At 68.0% G+C, this 17,710-nt stretch carries 15 protein-coding genes; 10 read left to right on the top strand and 5 right to left on the bottom strand.

Annotation, left to right across the window (positions count from 1 at the left end; all coding sequences use genetic code 11):
• Window positions 1–219: 219 nt before the first annotated feature.
• Window positions 220–597: a zf-TFIIB domain-containing protein gene (locus E4341_RS03245; RefSeq protein ID WP_055754375.1), complete on the top strand. Its 378-nt coding sequence runs from the start codon at window positions 220–222 to the stop codon at window positions 595–597.
• 6 nt (window positions 598–603) lie between these two features.
• Here the strand turns inward: E4341_RS03245 and E4341_RS03250 are convergent, their stop codons facing one another.
• Window positions 604–2,322 (bottom strand): hypothetical protein, encoded by a 1,719-nt coding sequence (locus E4341_RS03250; protein WP_165115126.1) that lies wholly within the window; start codon window positions 2,320–2,322, stop codon window positions 604–606.
• A 255-nt stretch (window positions 2,323–2,577) separates the two neighbouring features.
• On the opposite strand from E4341_RS03250, the gene E4341_RS03255 reads away from it, so the two are divergent.
• The 5 genes from E4341_RS03255 (at window position 2,578) to E4341_RS03275 (ending at window position 6,080) form a co-directional block, all read left to right on the top strand.
• The gene (locus E4341_RS03255; protein WP_039243953.1) at window positions 2,578–3,282 is read left to right on the top strand and encodes a response regulator transcription factor; all 705 of its coding nucleotides are present in this window, start codon (window positions 2,578–2,580) and stop codon (window positions 3,280–3,282) included.
• Window positions 3,251–4,861 carry an ATP-binding protein gene (locus tag E4341_RS03260; RefSeq protein WP_165115128.1) on the top strand — a complete coding sequence of 537 codons (1,611 nt, stop codon included), beginning with the start codon at window positions 3,251–3,253 and terminating at the stop codon, window positions 4,859–4,861. The genes E4341_RS03255 and E4341_RS03260 overlap by 32 nt, the downstream gene beginning before the upstream one ends.
• On the top strand, window positions 4,858–5,286 hold the full coding sequence (locus E4341_RS03265; protein WP_165115130.1) for an HPr kinase/phosphorylase: 429 nt from the start codon (window positions 4,858–4,860) through the stop codon (window positions 5,284–5,286). Before E4341_RS03260 ends, E4341_RS03265 begins: the two co-directional genes overlap by 4 nt.
• Before the next feature lie 120 nt (window positions 5,287–5,406).
• Window positions 5,407–5,811: a PTS sugar transporter subunit IIA gene (locus E4341_RS03270; protein WP_017506133.1), complete on the top strand. Its 405-nt coding sequence runs from the start codon at window positions 5,407–5,409 to the stop codon at window positions 5,809–5,811.
• A complete protein-coding gene (locus E4341_RS03275) occupies window positions 5,808–6,080 on the top strand; it encodes an HPr family phosphocarrier protein (protein WP_017506134.1) in 273 nt (90 codons plus the stop codon). The genes E4341_RS03270 and E4341_RS03275 overlap by 4 nt, the downstream gene beginning before the upstream one ends.
• Before the next feature lie 77 nt (window positions 6,081–6,157).
• Here E4341_RS03275 and E4341_RS03280 read toward each other — a convergent pair whose 3' ends face one another.
• Both E4341_RS03280 and E4341_RS03285 read right to left on the bottom strand, forming a co-directional pair.
• A complete protein-coding gene (locus tag E4341_RS03280) occupies window positions 6,158–7,213 on the bottom strand; it encodes an ATP-binding protein (protein WP_165115132.1) in 1,056 nt (351 codons plus the stop codon).
• The gene (locus E4341_RS03285) at window positions 7,210–7,899 is read right to left on the bottom strand and encodes a response regulator (protein WP_165115134.1); all 690 of its coding nucleotides are present in this window, start codon (window positions 7,897–7,899) and stop codon (window positions 7,210–7,212) included. The genes E4341_RS03280 and E4341_RS03285 overlap by 4 nt, the downstream gene beginning before the upstream one ends.
• Window positions 7,900–8,143: 244 nt before the next feature.
• Between E4341_RS03285 and E4341_RS03290 the strand changes: the two genes are divergently transcribed.
• On the top strand, window positions 8,144–9,094 hold the full coding sequence (locus E4341_RS03290) for a hypothetical protein (protein WP_165115136.1): 951 nt from the start codon (window positions 8,144–8,146) through the stop codon (window positions 9,092–9,094).
• Between the two features lie 41 nt (window positions 9,095–9,135).
• Here E4341_RS03290 and E4341_RS03295 read toward each other — a convergent pair whose 3' ends face one another.
• The gene (locus E4341_RS03295; RefSeq protein WP_165115138.1) at window positions 9,136–10,236 is read right to left on the bottom strand and encodes a phytase; all 1,101 of its coding nucleotides are present in this window, start codon (window positions 10,234–10,236) and stop codon (window positions 9,136–9,138) included.
• A 241-nt stretch (window positions 10,237–10,477) separates the two neighbouring features.
• Here E4341_RS03295 and E4341_RS03300 point away from each other — a divergent pair, with 241 nt between their 5' ends.
• From E4341_RS03300 to lpdA, 3 genes are all read left to right on the top strand, one after another.
• Window positions 10,478–13,048: a TonB-dependent receptor gene (locus tag E4341_RS03300; protein WP_240893604.1), complete on the top strand. Its 2,571-nt coding sequence runs from the start codon at window positions 10,478–10,480 to the stop codon at window positions 13,046–13,048.
• On the top strand, window positions 12,969–13,343 hold the full coding sequence (locus tag E4341_RS15470) for a TonB-dependent receptor (protein ID WP_240893605.1): 375 nt from the start codon (window positions 12,969–12,971) through the stop codon (window positions 13,341–13,343). Before E4341_RS03300 ends, E4341_RS15470 begins: the two co-directional genes overlap by 80 nt.
• A 178-nt stretch (window positions 13,344–13,521) precedes the next feature.
• Window positions 13,522–14,928: a dihydrolipoyl dehydrogenase gene (lpdA, locus tag E4341_RS03305; protein ID WP_165115140.1), complete on the top strand. Its 1,407-nt coding sequence runs from the start codon at window positions 13,522–13,524 to the stop codon at window positions 14,926–14,928.
• 60 nt (window positions 14,929–14,988) lie between these two features.
• Here lpdA and mutS read toward each other — a convergent pair whose 3' ends face one another.
• On the bottom strand, window positions 14,989–17,607 hold the full coding sequence (gene mutS, locus E4341_RS03310) for a DNA mismatch repair protein MutS (protein WP_370458478.1): 2,619 nt from the start codon (window positions 17,605–17,607) through the stop codon (window positions 14,989–14,991).
• Window positions 17,608–17,710: the final 103 nt, after the last annotated feature.

The following is a 17,710-nucleotide window of genomic DNA, read 5'->3' on the forward strand; positions in this document are numbered from 1 at the left end:
GCCCCCTGCGGCCCCGCGACGCATGGCGGCGGGCGGCGACGGCGCCTAGCTTGAAGAGGCGGAACGGGCCCCTCTGGCGTTCTCGCGGTCTGGCGTCCCCCTTCCTTGCGCCGGATCGTGCGACGCGATGTCGGACCGCAAGGGCGTGTCGATGCGGCGAAGCTTTCCCCTCCTGGCCTGTCGCATCGACCGCCCATTCTTTTTCGATCGGAGCCCGACATGCCCCTTCTGATGTGCCCCAACGACAACGCCGCCATGCAAACGCTGGAGCGCAACGGCGTCCAGTTCGACATGTGCCCCGACTGCCGGGGCGTCTGGCTGGATCGCGGCGAGCTGGAAAAGCTGATGGCCGCCGCCGTCGAGGAGGGCCGCGCCACAGCCCCGGTCGCGCCCGCGCCGCAGGCCTATGCGCCGCCGCCGCAGCCTCAGCCCTATGCCCAGCCCCCAGCCCAACCGTGGGGCGGCGGGGCGTCACAGCCGTATCGCGGCGACGATCGAGGCTACCGGGGCGACAAATACCGCGACGACCGGCATCGCGACGACGACTATCGCTACAAGAAAAAGAAGCGCGACAGCATCTTCGACATCTTCGACTGAGGCCGCCTAGGCGGCCAGGCCCGCCTGCTGCATCAGGCCTCTCAACGCCGCGACGTTTTGCGGCGCGGCGGTCAGGGCGGTGCGGACGTCGGGCGAGCGCAGCAGCTTTATGGCCTCGGCGCGGGCGCGGTCGGCGACGGGGCCGAGCGGGCCGGCTTCCCCGGTGGCCAGTTTCAGCAGGGCTGTCAGCTTTTGGGGCGCAGCCGCCTGGGCGCGGACGATCTGGGCGACCAGATGGGCGTCGGCCTCCAGATTGGCGCCGACCGCGCCGATGGCGTCCCTGATCTGGGCCTGGTCGTGGTCGGCCAGATGCGCGGCCTGAACCGAGCGTTGAAGCCGGGCCAGGGTCGCGAGTTTGTGCGAGGCGCTGGGGCCGCCGGGGACGGACTGGCGGATCTCGGTTTCGAAGCGCAGCGAGCCGATACAGGCGCTGAGCCACCGCGCGGCGGCGCGTTTGTTGGCCCCGCCGGTCACGTTCTCGCACAGGCGGGTCAGCTGCTCGGCCTCGGCCAGTACCGTCGGGCAGGGGTTGACGTAGGCGCCGACGAAATCGGCCGTGACCAGGCTCTTGGAGCGTTCGACGAAGGCGGTCTGGACCTCTTCCAGCGTCAGCAGACGGCCGGCCGAGGCCGTCAGGGCCATGGCCAGCAGGCGCAGGATGTCGATCTCTCCGACCGGATCATGGGGGCGGAGGCGGCGCTGGCTGGTCAGTTCGCGGGTGACAAGGCGAGCCAAGGACGCGGCCAGAAGCGGAAACTCACCCGAGGCCAGATGCAGGCCCAGGCGCGCGGCCGGTCCCTCGACCTGGGGCATCATCAGGGCGAGGCGCGGGTCCATCCGTAACAGGGCGTCCATCTCGTCCGGCGCGACCATGCGCACGATAGCCGCCAGATTGGCGCCCTGGTCCAATGAAGGGCCCAAGATCTCGGTCAGGTTGGTCCGCACGGCCAGCATTTCGGCGACAATCTGCTCGACCACCACGACGACCAGGGCGCGCGGCGGGCCGTCGGCGGGCGCGGCGTCCATCAAATCCATCAGCACGGTCAGGCGATCACGGGCGCCGCGCCGATCCTTCAGCGCGCCGGCGACGACGCCGCCCATGCGCAGCGCCCGATCCGGCGCGCCGGTCAGCCGATGCGCCAAATCGGCGATGGAGCGGTCGTCCAGCGCGGGGAACAGGCCGTCGCGTCCGGCCTTGCGCAGCCGGGCCATCGCCTGTTCGGTCAGCTTTTGATAGTGGCGCACGACCCCGTGCACCTCCTGGCCCGTGGCTTGGCTTTCGGGGACCGCGACCTTCTGGATGGCGTGCTGGAGCTCGACCCCGGCCGCCTCCAGCCGTTCGGCCACATCGGGCCTATGCAGCAGTTCGAAGGCGGTCACGCCCTCTCGTTTCAGCCAGTCCTCCAGCACCCGGCCGATCAGGGCGCGGGCATGGGGCGAATAGAGTTCGGCCGGACTGCTGCAGGCCGGCGGGACCGCCTTGTCGGCGACCTTCTTCTTTCGCTCCTCCGGCGCGCCCAGCGTAAGGATCGTCAGGGAGCTGAACTCCATGGTCTCTGGGTCCAGCGTCTCCTTGGTCACGCGCGAGGCGATGGCGAGACGGTCTCGAAGCTGTTCCTCGGCGGTCTCGATGGCGTGTTTGCGGTCTTCGGTCGCGATCAGCAGCGTCCACGACGACGGGGCGCTCTTGCGGACATAGACTTCGTAATGGATCGGACCCGCCATGGGCCGATCCTGCATCCCAAGCCTTTAAGGCGAGGTTTTCGAAGCCGGAATGTTTATGCGCACGCCGGAGCGACGGTGCGAGCGCGTTGAATCGAGGCGGCGCCGTGACCATCTGACTGTCACCAAACCGCTTTCGGGTTGCAGGCGATTTTCATTCGGCCCGAAACGCTCTAGCCCTAATGTGACCGAGATCGAACGGTTACGCTTGCTGTGCGTTCTTGCTCGCGGGAACGTAAAGTTCAGGAGAAGACACCCTTGGCCAATATCACTCTGGTCGATGACGACGAGAACATCGTGGCGTCCGTTTCGCTGGCGCTGGAAAGCCATGGCCACAAGATCACCGCCTATCACGACGGGGCCTCGGGTCTGGCCGCGCTGGAATCCTCGCCGCCCGATCTGGCGATCCTGGACGTGAAGATGCCCCGCATGGACGGGATGGAGGTGCTGCGTCGTCTGCGCCAGACCTCGCAGATCCCCGTCATCATGCTGACGTCCAAGGACGAGGAGATCGACGAGATCCTGGGCTTCAACCTGGGCGCCGACGACTATATCCACAAACCCTTCAGCCAGCGTCTGCTGATCGAGCGGGTCAAGGCGCTGCTGCGCCGCACGGGCGCCGATGGCGGCGAACCGGAATCGGCCGCCGAAGTCTCGGGCCGGGCGATCAAGCGCGGCAAGCTATCGATGGACCCGGCGCGCCACGAGTCGACCTGGGACGGCAAGCCCGTCAAGCTGACCGTGACCGAGTTCCTGCTGCTGCAGGCCCTGGCGCAGCGTCCGGGCTTCGTGAAGAGCCGCGACAACCTGATGGACGCCGCCTACGACGATCAGGTCTATGTCGACGACCGCACCATCGACAGCCACGTGAAGCGGATGCGCAAGAAGTTCCGCGCCGTGGACAATGAGTTCGACGCGATCGAGACCCTGTATGGCGTCGGCTACCGCTACCGCGAGAGCTGAACCGGGCGGGCGCGAGCCCGACGAGGAGCCCCAGCGCCGGCCGTTGTTCCGCTTCGGCGGATCGCGGCTGGGCGGCTTCATCCTGGTGCTCAATCTGCTCAGCCTGCTGATCCTGTTCGGCGGGGCGCTGGCGATCAACGAATGGCGTCCGGGCCTGATCGAGGCGCGTCAGGAATCGCTGACGGTCCAGGCCGAGCTGCTGGCCAATGTGTTGCGCGAAGAAGGCGTGACGCGGGGGGAGCCGACGCCCGAACTAGACCCCATCCGCGCGTCGATCTGGCTGACCGACCGGTTCATCCCGGCGGGCCAACGGGTGAGGCTGTATGATGTGAACGGCCTGTTGCTGGTCGACAGCTATCAGGTGACCGAGGCCATCGGCGGGCGGCCCCTGCCCGACGCGCAGCCGGCGGGGACGGCGACCGAGGACGCGGCCAAGGCTAATCTGCTGTCCGAACGCCGGGTCGCGCGCGCCGACAGCGAACTGGCGGCGGAAGTGGCGGCAGCGCTGGACGGCTCGCCCCAATCGACCCTGCGTCGCAACGAATCCGGCGACCGCGTCGTCTCCGTCTCCATTCCGGTGCGCCATGTGCGTCAGGTGCTGGGCGTGCTGACCGTCGAGTCCGGGGACGTGGACGAAATCCTGGGCGCTCAGCGGCAGGCGCTGTTCCCGTTCGCGCTGGTGGCGTTGGGGGTCAATCTGCTGGGATCGCTGCTGCTGCATCTGTTCGTGGCGCGGCCGATCATGCGGCTGTCGGCGGCGGCGGATCAGGTGAAGCTGCAACGCGCGCGGGCCATCTCCCTGCCGGACCTCGAGGATCGCAAGGACGAGATCGGCGATCTGGCGCGGTCTCTGGAATCGATGACCGACACCCTGTCGACGCGGATGGACGCCATCGAACGGTTCGCGGCCGATGTGTCCCACGAGATCAAGAACCCCCTGACCTCGATCCGTTCGGCGCTGGAAACCCTGCCGCTGGTCAAGACCGATGCGCACCGTGAGAAGCTGACGGCGCTGTTGCAGCAGGACGTGCGTCGGCTGGACCGGCTGATCACCGACATCTCCAACGCCTCGCGGCTGGATGCGGAGCTGTCGCGCTATCGGCCGCGGCCGGTCGATCTGAACCGGCTGCTGGTCGATATCGTCGGCGTCTATGAGACGACGGCCAAGCCCGGCGATATTCCGGTCGTGCTGACGGCGCCCGAACAGGCCCTGCGCGTCATGGGGCGCGACGGACCGCTGGGGCAGGTGTTCCGCAACCTGATCGACAACGCCCGCTCGTTCAGCCCCCCAGGCGGCGTGGTGCGGGTGACGCTGGAGGACATCGGGGACGATCTGCCGATCCGGGTCCGGGTCGAGGACCAGGGGCCGGGCATTCCGGCCGAGAACCTGGAGACGGTGTTCGAGCGGTTCTACACTTCGCGGCCCAAGGGGGCGGTGTTCGGCTCCAACTCGGGCCTGGGCCTGTCCATCGTGCGTCAGATCGTCGAGGCGCATGGCGGTCGTGTCCACGCCGAAAACAAGTCCGAAGGCGGGGCGCGGTTCGAGATCGTCTTCCCGGCGGTCGGCCGCTGGTCGTGACTCCGGGCCAGCCAGTCCACGCCACCACCGTCGCCGTGCGCCGACGTGGGGCCTGGCAGGGGGTGATGATCCTGGGCCCGTCGGGCGCGGGCAAGAGCGATCTGGCGCTGCGGCTGATCGGGCGCGGCTGGCGGTTGGTCAGCGACGACTACACCCAGGTCTGGGCCTCGGACGGGGCCGTTCATGCGTCGGCGCCGGCCTCCATCGCGGGTCGGATCGAGGTGCGCGGCCTCGGAATCGTGGCCGCCAGAACACGCCCGGTCTGTCGCGTGGCGCTGGCCGTCGTTTGTATGGCGGAAGGGGTCGAACGGCTTCCGGAGCCGCAGACACGGGCGTTCGCGGGGGTCGATCTGCCCCTGCTGGCGCTCGATCCCCGACCCGCCTCAGCCGTCGATGTGGTCGCAGCGGCGTTGGAGACGCTTTGAAACCCCGAAAGACGGGTCTATGACACGCCCCTTGCGGTCCATAGAGGGCGGCGTCCGGCCTCCCTTGCCGGGCGGGGGAATGCCTGGGACGGTTCGGGGCGGGATGCGAGTGAAGTCCTCATGATCGGTCTGGTGATCGTCACCCACGGCGGGTTGGCGTCCGAGTTTCTCTCCGCCATGGAGCATGTGGTCGGCCCGCAGCGCGGCGTCGCGGCCATCTGCATCGGGCCCGACGACGACATGGAGCGTCGGCGTCGCGACATCGTGGACGCGGCCGCTGCCGTGGACGACGGCGAAGGGGTCATCCTGCTGACCGACATGTTCGGCGGCACGCCGTCGAACCTGGCCATCTCGGTAATGGAACAGACCCGCGCCGAGGTCATCGCCGGGCTGAACCTACCCATGCTGATCAAACTGGCCAGCGTGCGTGGGCGCGAGACGCTGGAATCCTGCGTGGCCCATGCGCAGGATGCCGGGCGCAAATACATCTCCGTCGCGTCCTGGGTGCTCGCAGGCGAAAAATGACCGTCACCGCGACCCTGAACATCTGCAATACGCGCGGCCTGCACGCCCGCGCCTCGGCCAAGTTCGTCAAACTGGCCTCCAGCTTCGAAAGCGAGATCCACGTCACCCGCGACGGCGTGACGGTGGACGCCCGCTCGATCATGGGCCTGCTGATGCTGGGCGCCGGCATCGGCTGCAGCATCGACGTCTCCGCCGAAGGCCCGGACGCCGAAGAGGCCATGGAAGCCCTGACGGACTTGGTCGCGCGCAAGTTCGACGAGGATCAGTAAGGCGTCGTCATCCCCGGCCTTGGAACCGCTTAAATTTTTGAGGTGTCTTCCACCGCACGGGTGATTTCGAACCGCATCTACGAGACGGCGGGGATACAGATCTCGATGCGGGATCCCAGGCGAGCGCCGGTCAAGTAACGTGCCGATCCGCCGTGGGCCTCGGCGATTGCGCGGACCGCGGCCAAGCCCAGGCCGGTCCCGCCATTCTCGCCTGACCCGTGTTTGAAGGCGGTGAAAACGGATCGCGTCATGGCGTCGGGCAGGCCTGGACCGCTGTCCTCCACGGCGATGACGGCGAAGCGTTCATCGGCCCTCAAGCTGACCGAGACAGGGCCGTGATCGGCGTGGCGGCGCACGTTGTCGAGCAGAGCCAAGACAGCCTGCTGAATGCGGTCGCCGTCGCAAACGACCACAGTAGTCGGCGTCGTCCAGGTGATCGGATAGCCCTCTGCCTCGGCTTCAGCGTCGACCAGGGCGCGGACATCCTCCAATCGCTTACCCAGGTCCTGGGGCGTCAGGCGCAGTTGCAAACGACCGCTATCGGCCAGGCTGACGACACGCAGATCCTCGATCAGGCGGCCCAAGGCGTCGACCGGCTTGAGCAAAGTCAGGATCATCTCGCGGTCCAGCGGCAGGACGCCGTCGGCGGCCGCTTGCAGGCGGCCTTTGACGATCGTGACGGGCGTTCGCAGTTCGTGCGCGATCGAGGCGTTCCAAGTCGTCATGTCGGCGGCGAGCGTCTCAAGCCGCGCAGCCATAAGGTTGAAGTCGTCAACCAGGTCGGCGGTCTCCGAAAAAGACCGATCGCCAGTCATGGCGCGCGCCGACAGGTCGCCATCGGCGATCGCTCGCGCGGCGCCGGACAATGAGGCGAGAGGCATGACAAGGCGGCGGGCCAACTGCAGCCCGGCCACGGTCGCGCCGATCAGGGCCACGACGGCGGCTGACGCCAGAGCGACATAATCCACGGACTGCGGTCGCCAGGCCTGAGGCGAGGCCACCGCATCGGGATAATTTTCGAAGACCCACCCGTACAGGGCGAATGCGCCGGCGGCGCTAAGTCCAAGCACCCCCAGGATGACCAGAGCCGTACGCACGGCGATGCGACGGCCGAGTGCGCGGGCGGCCCTCACGTCAGGACCTCGAGGCGATAACCCACGCCACGAACGCCGACGAGAACGCCGTCGGCGCCTGCGTTTCGTAACTTGAGCCGCAGCTTGCTGAGATGGCTGTCCACCGTGCGATCAAGCACCTCATCGCCTTTCAAGCAGGCGTCGGCCAACTCGGCGCGAGAGAAGACCCGCATCGGATAGCGCGCCATGTGGGCCAGCATGCGGAACTCGGTCAGGGTCAGGGGCAGGCGCTGCGGCTTGTCCAGCCCGCACCACTGGACGATGTGCGCCTCCAGATCGATCTCGAGCGGACCCAGGCGGATTACGCCGCCTTGGCCCGAGCCGCCGCTGCGTCGCAGTATGGCGTGGGCGCGCGCCACGACCTCGACCGGATTGAACGGTTTGACGACATAGTCGTCCGCGCCGATGCGCAACGCCTGAAGCTTATCGATGTCCTGATCCAGCGCAGTGAGCATGATGACGGGCGTCTCGCCTCTACGCCTCAGTTCGCCCAGCACGCTCCACCCATCGACGCGCGGCATGCGCACGTCCAGCAGCACCAGATCAGGCCGAAGGGCGGCGTGCAGGTCCAGCGCGATCTGGCCATCCATGGCGCGGACCGTGCGAAACCCCTCGCGCACGAGATAGGCGTCAAGCACGGCGGCGATCTCGGGTTCGTCTTCGGCGATGATGACCAAGGCGCTCATGGTGTCTCCACGACATCGCCCAGCGATGGACGGCGATCCAGACCAGATGGGGTGTCTCCACGATTTCTCCATCAAGTCCACACCCAGGCCCCACGGCCCCGTGCGAAGCGGCCCCAAACCGGAACCGCTTCCGAGATCCAATGAAGTTCAGCGCCCACCAGATCTTCGTCGCCGCCATGACCGCCGTAAACGTCGCCGTGTTGGCCGCCTGTGGCGTGTTCATCCTGGCAATGCTGTGAAGCGCATGGATCGGCATTGGGCGCGGATTGCGGCGGCCGCGAGCCTGATCGCGCTCATCGCGGGGTGCGCCAAGCCGGTCGAACCGCCTGCGCCGCCCCCGCCTCCGCCGCCTTCGATTCAGCTGGACGACAGCGTGGCGCAGACGGCGTCGGTCTATCTGGTCTTCATGCGGGATGTCGCCACATTCGAGGGCGGCTTCGTCGATGCGGAGGCGGTGCAGGCGGTATTGCAGCGCGGAGCGACTTCCAACGCCGAGCAGTTGGCGCGGGGGCTGGTAGCCTATGGAGCGGTGCTGGCGATGCAGTCGCCGGACTTCGTTGCGGGGGTGCGGTCCTATGCCGCCGATCCTACGCAGCGCCGCGAAATCCTGGACCGTCTGACGGCCGACCCCGCCTATGCCGTGACCTTGCCTGGCGCAGACGTGGCGGCCGGGCTGATCGCCGAGGTCATGGAGGAGGGCGCCGCAGCCATCGAGGCCGCAGCGGATCGGGTGGAGACGGATGCCTATACGATCCAGGCGCGTAGCGATCCGCGCCGTCGATGGGCGGGCCAGCCCGTCGCGGACCGACAGGGGCGGCTGGAGCGTGCGAAGGCCGCGTCCGCCGCAATGCAGCTGGCGTCGGACGTCGAGAGCGAGACGCTGCTGAAGGTTGCCCACGCCGAACCCTCTCGGATCCCGACGTCGCCTCTGGCGGCTCCCTATAAACCGGCGGTGGCCCGGTCCCTGTCCGTCGCCGCTCGGGCGCTATTGGGCGAAAGCGTGAAAGATGATGGAATCGACGGTGTCCTGCAGGATCCGAACGCCACCTTCTGCCTGCAGATGTCCAAGCTGAACCTGTTTCAGTGCCTGGCCGCCGCCAAGCCTAGCTACGAAGACATGTTCTGCATCGGCCGACACGTCGTCAGGGACATGGCCGACTGCACCCGCACGGCGCTGAATGCCGTAGGATCTTGATGAAAGAGACGTGATCGAGGGCGACCGCCGCCGAGGGGCCGCTACAGCCCCAACGCCCGTCGGATGTCGCGCCAGTCGACGTATTTGAAGTTCTGGGTTCCCACGTCGTTGACGTCGTCCTGGATGACGACCAGGCCTTCGGGGAAGGGGCCGACCTGGCCGCTGGCGGCCGCCAGGCCGTCGGTGCCGGTGACGCCGTCGACGGCGCCGTCGACGACCTTGAACCGGCCCTTGTATTCGGGCGCCGGGCCGTCGATGCGCCAGACGGGGAAGGTGGAATCGCCCTGGCTGGAGGCGATCAGGTAGCGGCCCGAGCCGTCGGTGATGGTGGTCAGGCCTTCGGCGTCGGCGACCAGGATGTCCTTGGCGATGGGCTGGATCAGGGTGCGGGCCGCACCCGACGCCGGGTTCAGGCCATAGCGCCACAGGCCGACGTTCTCCTCGTTGATATAGAGGGCGTCGGTGCCTTCGTCGGCGGCGCAGCCCTCGGAGATGGTTCCGATCTCGGCGGTGCGGACCAGACGCGCCGTGGGCCGGCCGGCGGCGTCTACGCCCAGGACGAACTGGCGCAGCTCGCCCTCATGGCCGACCAGGATGGCGTGAACCTCGGCCCCGCGCCGCGCAAAGCAGAAGCCGTAGGGTTCGACCACGTCGGTGGCGACGGCGCCCCAATAGCGCACGCCGTTCTGGCCCGTCCCGGCCAAATCGAAGGTGTAGAGAGAGATGCCGGTCTTGCCCGGCGTGCGGTCGCTGGCGCCCAGCACCACCTGCGGACGGCCGCCGACCGACAGGCCCTCGACCACATCGACATTGTTCAGCAGGCCCTCGGGCAGGAACTGCAGGATCTGGCCATCGAAGCCGTAGATGTAGAGGCCGGACTTCTTGTCCGTGCCGGCGACGAAGCCGGGCGTCTGGCGCCCCATGATCGTGACCGGGTTCGCCGAGGCCCAGACGGCGGGATCGTCGGCGGCGTCCTGACCCGCCGTGCCGACCGACGGGGTTTCCAGCACGGCCGTAACCGGGGCGCCCGGACCGACGAGGCCCGCGCCCTCGCCCTGATAATCGACCTCGTGCGTGGCGCAGGCGGCGAGCAGGGCCAGGGCGGCGCAGGCGCTCAGCGAGCGGGCGAGGGAAGGGCGCATGTCGGTCTCCGGACGATCTGGACGCGTCCCTGTCGGCAAGCCGCCCGTGGGTCAACGGCGCGAGCGTGACGGTTCGGCGCCGGTTCGATGACTGATGTTCCGTCAAGGGATCAAGCGTCGCCGTTCCGTCTGAAAACCGCGAACGAGGCGTCGTGGAATCGTCGCTGTCGCGTCGCCGCCAAAGGTTAAGCGGCCCCTCCAGCGGCTGAAGCGAAACGTCGCTCGCCGAAGGGGACCTGACATGAAACTGAACCTGCTGATGGGCGTCGCCTTGGCGCCGATGATCCTGGCGCCGCTGGCCATGCCCGCCCATGCCGATGTCGACGCCGCAGCCTCGGCCTCAACTGCGGTCGCCGGCGACGTGATCTACGGCCGGGTGACCAACGCCGCCGGCGCGCCCCTGCCGGGCGCCGAGGTTCTGGTGCGCGGGACCAGCCAGCGGGCCGTGACCAACACCCAGGGCGAGTTCACCCTGCCGACCGCCAGCGGCGCCATGGTGCTGGAGGTCAATTATCTGGGCCTGCCCTCGACCAGCCAGACGGTCGTGACCACGCCGGGCGAAGACGCCAATGTCGCCATCGTCCTGGGCGCGCAATCTTCAGGGGGGATGGCGGCGACCGACGTGGCCGATGTGATCGTGACCGGCGTCATCACCGACGGCGTGGCCCGCTCGCTGAACCAGCAGAAGAATGCCGACGGCACGGTCAACGTCCTGTCGGCCGACGCCATCGGCCGCTACCCCGACCCGAACGTCGCCGAATCGCTGCAACGCGTTCAGGGCATCGCCATCCAACGCGACCAGGGCGAAGGGCGCTACATCAATGTGCGCGGCGCGCCGGCCGCCTTCACCGCCGTGTCGGTGGACGGGGTCGCCATTCCGGCCGTGTCGCCCACGACCCGCGCGGTCGATCTGGACACCCTGCCGTCGGACATCGTCTCCAGCGTCGAGGTGTCCAAGACCCTGACGCCGGCCCAGGACGCCGATTCCATCGCAGGGGCCGTGGACATCAAGACCCGCTCGCCCTTCGACAAGCGCCGCCTGGCGCTGAGCGGCTATGCGGGCGGCAGCTACAACGACTACGGCGGACAGGACTATCGCGCGGGCGCGAACGTCTCCAACGTCTTCGGCCCGGACCAGACCTTCGGCGCCCTGGTGTCGGTCAGCTTCTCCGAAACCAACCGCCGACCGGACAACGTCGAGAACGGCTGGGTCCTGATCAATCGCAACGCTGCGCAAGGCGGCGGCCAGGTCTGGGGTCTGGAGAACACCCTGTTCAAGGACTACGAGACCGAACGGACCCGCAAGGCCGTGACCGGCGCGCTTGAATGGCGGCCCAGCGACGCGATCCGTCTGTGGGTCAAGGGCTCCTACGCCCAGTTCCGCGACGACGAGTTCCGCAACACGCTGAACTTCACCTACAGCGACGGAACGCTGCAGCCGGGTTCGACCGACACCAGCGCGACCTTCAACAACGCCCGCATCTACAAGCAACTGCGTCACCGCACCCAGGAGAACGACATCTCCACCCTGGTGCTGGGCGGCGAGCAGACGTTCGGCAATGGGGCGGTCTGGGACGGCGCCCTGTCGTTCGCCAACAGCAAACAGACCTATCCGCACCGCGACGAGCTGGTCTATCGCTCCAGCCCGACTACCCTGTCCTACAACACGGCCGACCACTATCAGCCGACCTATTCGGCCTTCAGCGAGCCGACGGGCTTCTATCTGAACGCCAACAACTACAGCTTCCGCGAAAACACCTTCCGCTCGAACACGACCGAGCAGGACGATGTGGCGTTCAAGACCAATCTGTCGCTGCCCACCGTCATCGGCGGCCGCGAGGTCGAGCTGAAGTTCGGCGCCAAATACAGCACCCGCGACGTCACGGCCGATGAAGAGCGGTTCCGCGATCGGAGCGCGGCCGCCAGCTCCGGCGCCCTGGCCCCGCTGCTGAGCGATCGTCCGTCGCAGAACTACGACTACAATCTGGGCTTCAAGTTCGATGCGGGTCTGGTGACCGACTATTTCGATCGCGTCCGCGCGGGCTCGACCAACCCCGACCCGGCCGCCGGCGTGCGCCGCATTCCGCAGTCGATCACCGCCGACTATATCGCGCAGGAAGATATTCTGGCGGGTTACGGCCAGGCCCGGTTCGATATCGGCGCGACCAATGTGCTGGTCGGCCTGCGTGTCGAGAAGACCGACTTCGAAGGCTCGGCGACCAGCGTGGCCCTGTCCGGCGCCCAGAGTCCGGTCAAGGTCGATCGCGACCAGACCGATTTCTTCCCCAACCTGACGCTGCGCCACAGCTTCAGCGATCAGCTGGTTGGTCGTTTCGCCCTGACCCGCGCCATTTCGCGCCCGGACTATACCGACATCGTTCCGCGCGTTCTGGAAACCACCGACAGCGGCCGCACGACGGTGACGCGCGGCAATCCCGACCTGAAGCCGACCCTGTCGAACAACGTCGATGCGGGCTTGGAATACTATCTGCGTCCGCTGGGCGTGATTTCGGCCAACGCCTTCTACAAGGACCTGTCGAACTACCGCTTCACCCTGGTGACGGACGGCGTGCCCTATGTCACCCCGACCACCACGGTCGCCCAGGTCACCGAGGCCCGCAACGCCCGTGACGGCCATATCGCCGGCATCGAGTTCAACTGGCAGCAGACGTTCGACTTCCTGCCGGGCTGGGCGTCGGGCTTCGGCGTCTTCGCCAACTACACGCTGACGGATGCGGAGATCAAAAACCAGCCGCGCCTTCGCCGGTCGCGACACCTTCACCCTGCCGGGTCAGTCGGACGAGACCTATAACGCGGCCCTGTTCTACGAACGGTACGGCTTCAGCGCGCGCGTCTCCTACACGCACCGCAGCGACTTCCTGGAGGCGATCGACGCGACCAACCCCGGCAAGGACCTCTATGTCGAGGGTCGCGGCCAACTGGACTTCACCGCCAGCTACGACTTCGGCAATGGGGTGGAAGTGTTCGGCGAGGCCAAGAACCTGACCGACAGCGCGGGCGTGCGCTACTATGGCGTCAAGGAGCGGACCTACGAATACGAGAAGTTCGGCTACAACGTCTTCCTAGGTGTGCGCTTCAAGCTCTGAGCGCGGCGGTCAGACATGATCGAAGGGGCCGGGCGGCGACGTCCGGCCCTTTTTCGTGGTTTCCGCCTCTCCAATTGGTCGAAACGCGGCCCCATATGGGCTCCAGCGGTTGACCCACGCGGGGCCAACGCTAGTGTCCGCGCGCCTTTCCCCGCGCGCCAGAAGACCAGAGGATACCATGGCCGAAGCCACCGCCGCCTACGACGTCGTCATCATCGGCGGAGGCCCTGGCGGCTATAACGCCGCGATCCGGGCGGGCCAGCTGGGCCTGAAGGTCGCCTGCGTGGAGATGCGTTCGACGCTGGGCGGCACCTGCCTGAACGTCGGCTGCATGCCGTCCAAGGCCCTGCTGCATGCCTCGGAACTGTGGAACGCCGCCAACACCGAGTTCGCCAAGATCGGTATCGAGGTCCAGCCCAAGCTGCACCTGGACCAGATGCACAAGGCCAAGGACGACAGCGTCACGGCCCTGACCAAGGGGATCGATTTCCTGTTCAAGAAGAACAAGGCCGACTGGATCAAGGGCAAGGGCAAGATCGTCGGCAAAGGCAAGGTCGAGGTGACCGCCGCCGACGGCTCGGTCCAGACGCTGGACGCCAAGAACATCGTCATCGCCACCGGCTCGGAGCCGACCCCGCTGCCGGGCGTCGCCTTCGAGGACGGCAAGGTCATCGATTCCACCGGCGCCCTGTCGCTGCCGGCCGTGCCCAAGAAGCTGATCGTGGTCGGCGCCGGCATCATCGGCCTGGAACTGGGTTCGGTCTGGCGTCGTCTGGGCGCCGAGGTCACGGTGGTCGAGTTCCTGGACCGGATCACGCCCGGCATGGACACCGAGGTCGCCACCGCCTTCCAGCGCACCCTGACCAAACAGGGCATGAGCTTCAAACTGGGCGCCAAGGTCACGGGCGCCAAGTCGGGCAAGGACGGGGTGGAACTGACCGTCGAGCCGTCGGCCGGCGGCGCCGCCGAGACGATCAAGGGCGATGTGGTGCTGGTCGCCATCGGCCGTCGTCCGTACACGGACGGTCTGGGCCTGGACAGCGTCGGCGTGACGCCGGACAAGCGCGGCTTCATCGACCATGACCACTTCAAGGTCGCGGACGGCGTCTGGGTGATCGGAGACGTGACCCACGGTCCGATGCTGGCCCACAAGGCGGAAGAAGACGCGGTCGCCGTGATCGACACCATCGCCGGCAAGTATGGCCACGTCGACTATGCCCTGGTGCCCAGCGTCGTCTACACCTTCCCCGAAGTGGCCTGGGTCGGTCAGACCGAGGACCAGCTGAAGGCGGCCGGCGTGCAGTACAAGAAGGGCAAATTCCCCTTCACCGCCAACAGCCGCGCCAAGATCAATCACGAGACCGACGGCTTCGTGAAGGTGCTGGCCGACGCCGCGACCGACAAGGTGCTGGGCGTCCACATCATGGGTCCGCAGGCCGGCGAGATGATCCACGAGGCGGCCATCACCATGAGCTTCGGCGGCGCGTCGGAAGACATCGCCCGCACCTGCCACGCCCACCCGACCCGTTCGGAAGCCGTCCGTCAGGCGGCCATGGATGTCGAAGGCTGGATGATGCAGGCCTGATCCGAAACGCATCGAGACTCCAAGCAAGGCCCGGACGGCGACGTCCGGGCCTTCGTCATATCAGGCTAGACCCTTCAGCCGATAAAGCGCCTCCAGCGCCTCGCGCGGGGTCAGGTCGTCGGGGTCGACGTCGCGAAGCGCCAGTTCCACGGGGGAGGGGCCGCGCATCGGTTCCGGCTCGGCGACGGCGAACAGGGGCAGGTCGTCCAGGCGGGCGGCGGCGGCCTTTTCGCCTTCCAGCCGGTTCAGAACCGAGCGGGCGCGGGCGACGACGGAGGCGGGGACGCCGGCCAGTTTCGCGACTTGGACGCCGTAGGAGCGATCGGCCGCGCCGGGCGCCGCTTCGTGCAGGAAGACCAGTTCGCCATTCCACTCGCGCGCGACCATGGACAGGTTGCAGACGTGGTCCAGCCGCGTCTCCAGCTGGGCCAACTCGTGATAATGGGTGGCGAACAGGGTGCGGGCGCGATTGGTCTCGTGCAGGGCCTCGGCCGTGGCCCAGGCGATGGCCAGGCCATCGTAGGTGGCGGTGCCGCGCCCGATCTCGTCCAGAACGACGAAGCTTTGCGGCGTGGCTTGGGTCAGGATGGCGGCGGTCTCGACCATCTCCATCATGAAGGTGGAGCGGCCGCGGGCCAGGTCGTCGCCGGCCCCGACGCGGCTGAACAGCCGGTCCACCACGCCCAGCCGCATCGAGCGGGCCGGCACGAAGGCGCCGGCCTGGGCCAGGATCACCAGAAGCGCGTTCTGGCGCAGGAAGGTCGATTTACCGGCCATGTTCGGGCCGGTGACGATGGCCAGGCGCGATCCGTCCTGGCCCGACCCGTCCAGCCGGGCGTTGTTGGGGGTGTAGGGATCCCCGCCCGCCTTGACCGCCGCCTCCACAACGGGATGGCGGCCGGCCTCGACGCAGAAGGTCAGGGTGTCGTCCACGATCGGGCGGGTCGCGCCGACTTCCTGGGCCCATTCGGCGAGGGCGGCATGGGCGTCCAGTTCGGCGAGCGCCTCGGCGACGGCCTGCAGAGGCTGGGCCAGGCGGGCGGCCTCGCGTCGCCAGCCCTCGAAGGTCTCGCCTTCGATAGCCAAGGCGCGGTGGCCGGCCTGGCTGATCTTGGCGTCCAGCTCCGACAGTTCGACGGTGGTGAAGCGGACCTGGGCCGCCAGGGTCTGGCGATGGATGAAAGGGCTGTCGGGCCCGGCGCGGAGCAAGGCTTCGGCCGCCTTGGCGCTGGTTTCGAGGAAATAGCCCAGCACGGCGTTGTGCTTGATCTTGAACGGCACGCCGGACTCGGCGACGGCGCGGGCCTCCAGATCGGCGACGACGCGGCGGCTGTCGTCGCGCAGGGTGCGGGCGGCGTCCAGTTCGGGGCGATAGTCGGGGCGCACATAGCCGCCGTCGCGCGCCAGATGGGACGGCTCGTCCACCAGGCCGTCGATCAGGTCGGCCTTCAACCGCGAGACGTCGGGCGACAGGGTTAGGCGGTCCAGCGCCGAGGCGATGCGGCGCGGCTGGCCGGTCAGAGGATCGACCTGGCCCACGAAAAGCCCGGCGACGCCCTCGGCGATCGACAGGCCGGTGCGCACGGCGGCCAGGTCGCGCGGGCCGCCCCGACCCAGCGCCAATCGTCCGACGGCGCGGGCGATGTCGGAGGAGGCCTTCAGCGCGTCACGGAGGTCGCGGCGCAGGTCGCGGCGCTCCAGCAGCCATTCGACAGCGTCGAGCTGTTCGTTGATGGCCAGCGGATCGCGCAAGGGCCGGGCGATGCGTTCGGCCAGGGCCCGGGCGCCGCCCGAGGTGACGCTGCGGTCGATGCAGGCCAGCAGGCTGCCCTCGCGCTCGCCGCGCTGGGTGCGGTCGATCTCAAGGCTGGCGCGGGTCGCCGGATCAATGGCCAGAAAGCCGCTTTCGCCAAGACGCCGCGGCGGGGCCAGGGCAGGGACCTTGCCGGCCTGGGTCGTCTCCAGATAGGCGGCGATCAGACCCAGCGCCGAAACCTCGGCCTCCTCGAAAGCGCCGAAGCCGTCGAGCGCCGAGACGCCGTACAGCCGCTCGACGCGGGCGCGCGCGGCCTGGGGTTCGGCGATGGCGCCGGCCAGCGCCTGGACCACGCCGCCCGAGCCGTCCAGGGCGTCACGCGTCGCCTCGTCCGAATACATCCGGTCGGTGACCAGGACTTCGGACGGGCGGAAGGCGGCCAGGGCCGCGCCCAGATCCTCGATGGCGCAGGCGACGCTGTCGACCGCGCCCGACGACAGTTCGGCCACGGCGACGGCCGCCCGACCTTTACGCACCGCGACCGCCGCCAGACGATTGGCGCCGCGCGCGTCCAGCAGGCTGTCTTCGGTCAGGGTGCCGGGGGTGACAACCCGGACCACGCCGCGATGCACCACGGCCTTGCCGCCGCGCTTCTTGGCCTCCGCCGGGTCTTCCAGCTGTTCGCAGATGGCGACCTTGTGGCCGATGCGGATCAGGCGGGCGAGATAGCCCTCCATCGCATGGACCGGCACGCCGGCCATCGGAATGTCCTCGCCCTGATGCTTGCCCCGCTTGGTCAGGGTGATGCCGAGCGCCGCCGCCGCGACCTCGGCGTCCTTGAAGAACAGCTCGTAGAAGTCACCCATGCGGAAGAACAGGATGGCGTCCGGCTGGCCCGCCTTGGCCGTCAGATATTGCGCCATGAACGGCGTCGCGCCTTCCAGCGAGGCGGCGATTTCCGGGGGATGCCCATTATCGGGGAATTTGGCGGGCGCGTTCATGTGGCCACAGGGTGACGGATCGCGC

It is taken from the genome of Brevundimonas sp. 'scallop' (assembly GCF_011045535.1).
Lineage (GTDB): Bacteria > Pseudomonadota > Alphaproteobacteria > Caulobacterales > Caulobacteraceae > Brevundimonas > Brevundimonas vesicularis.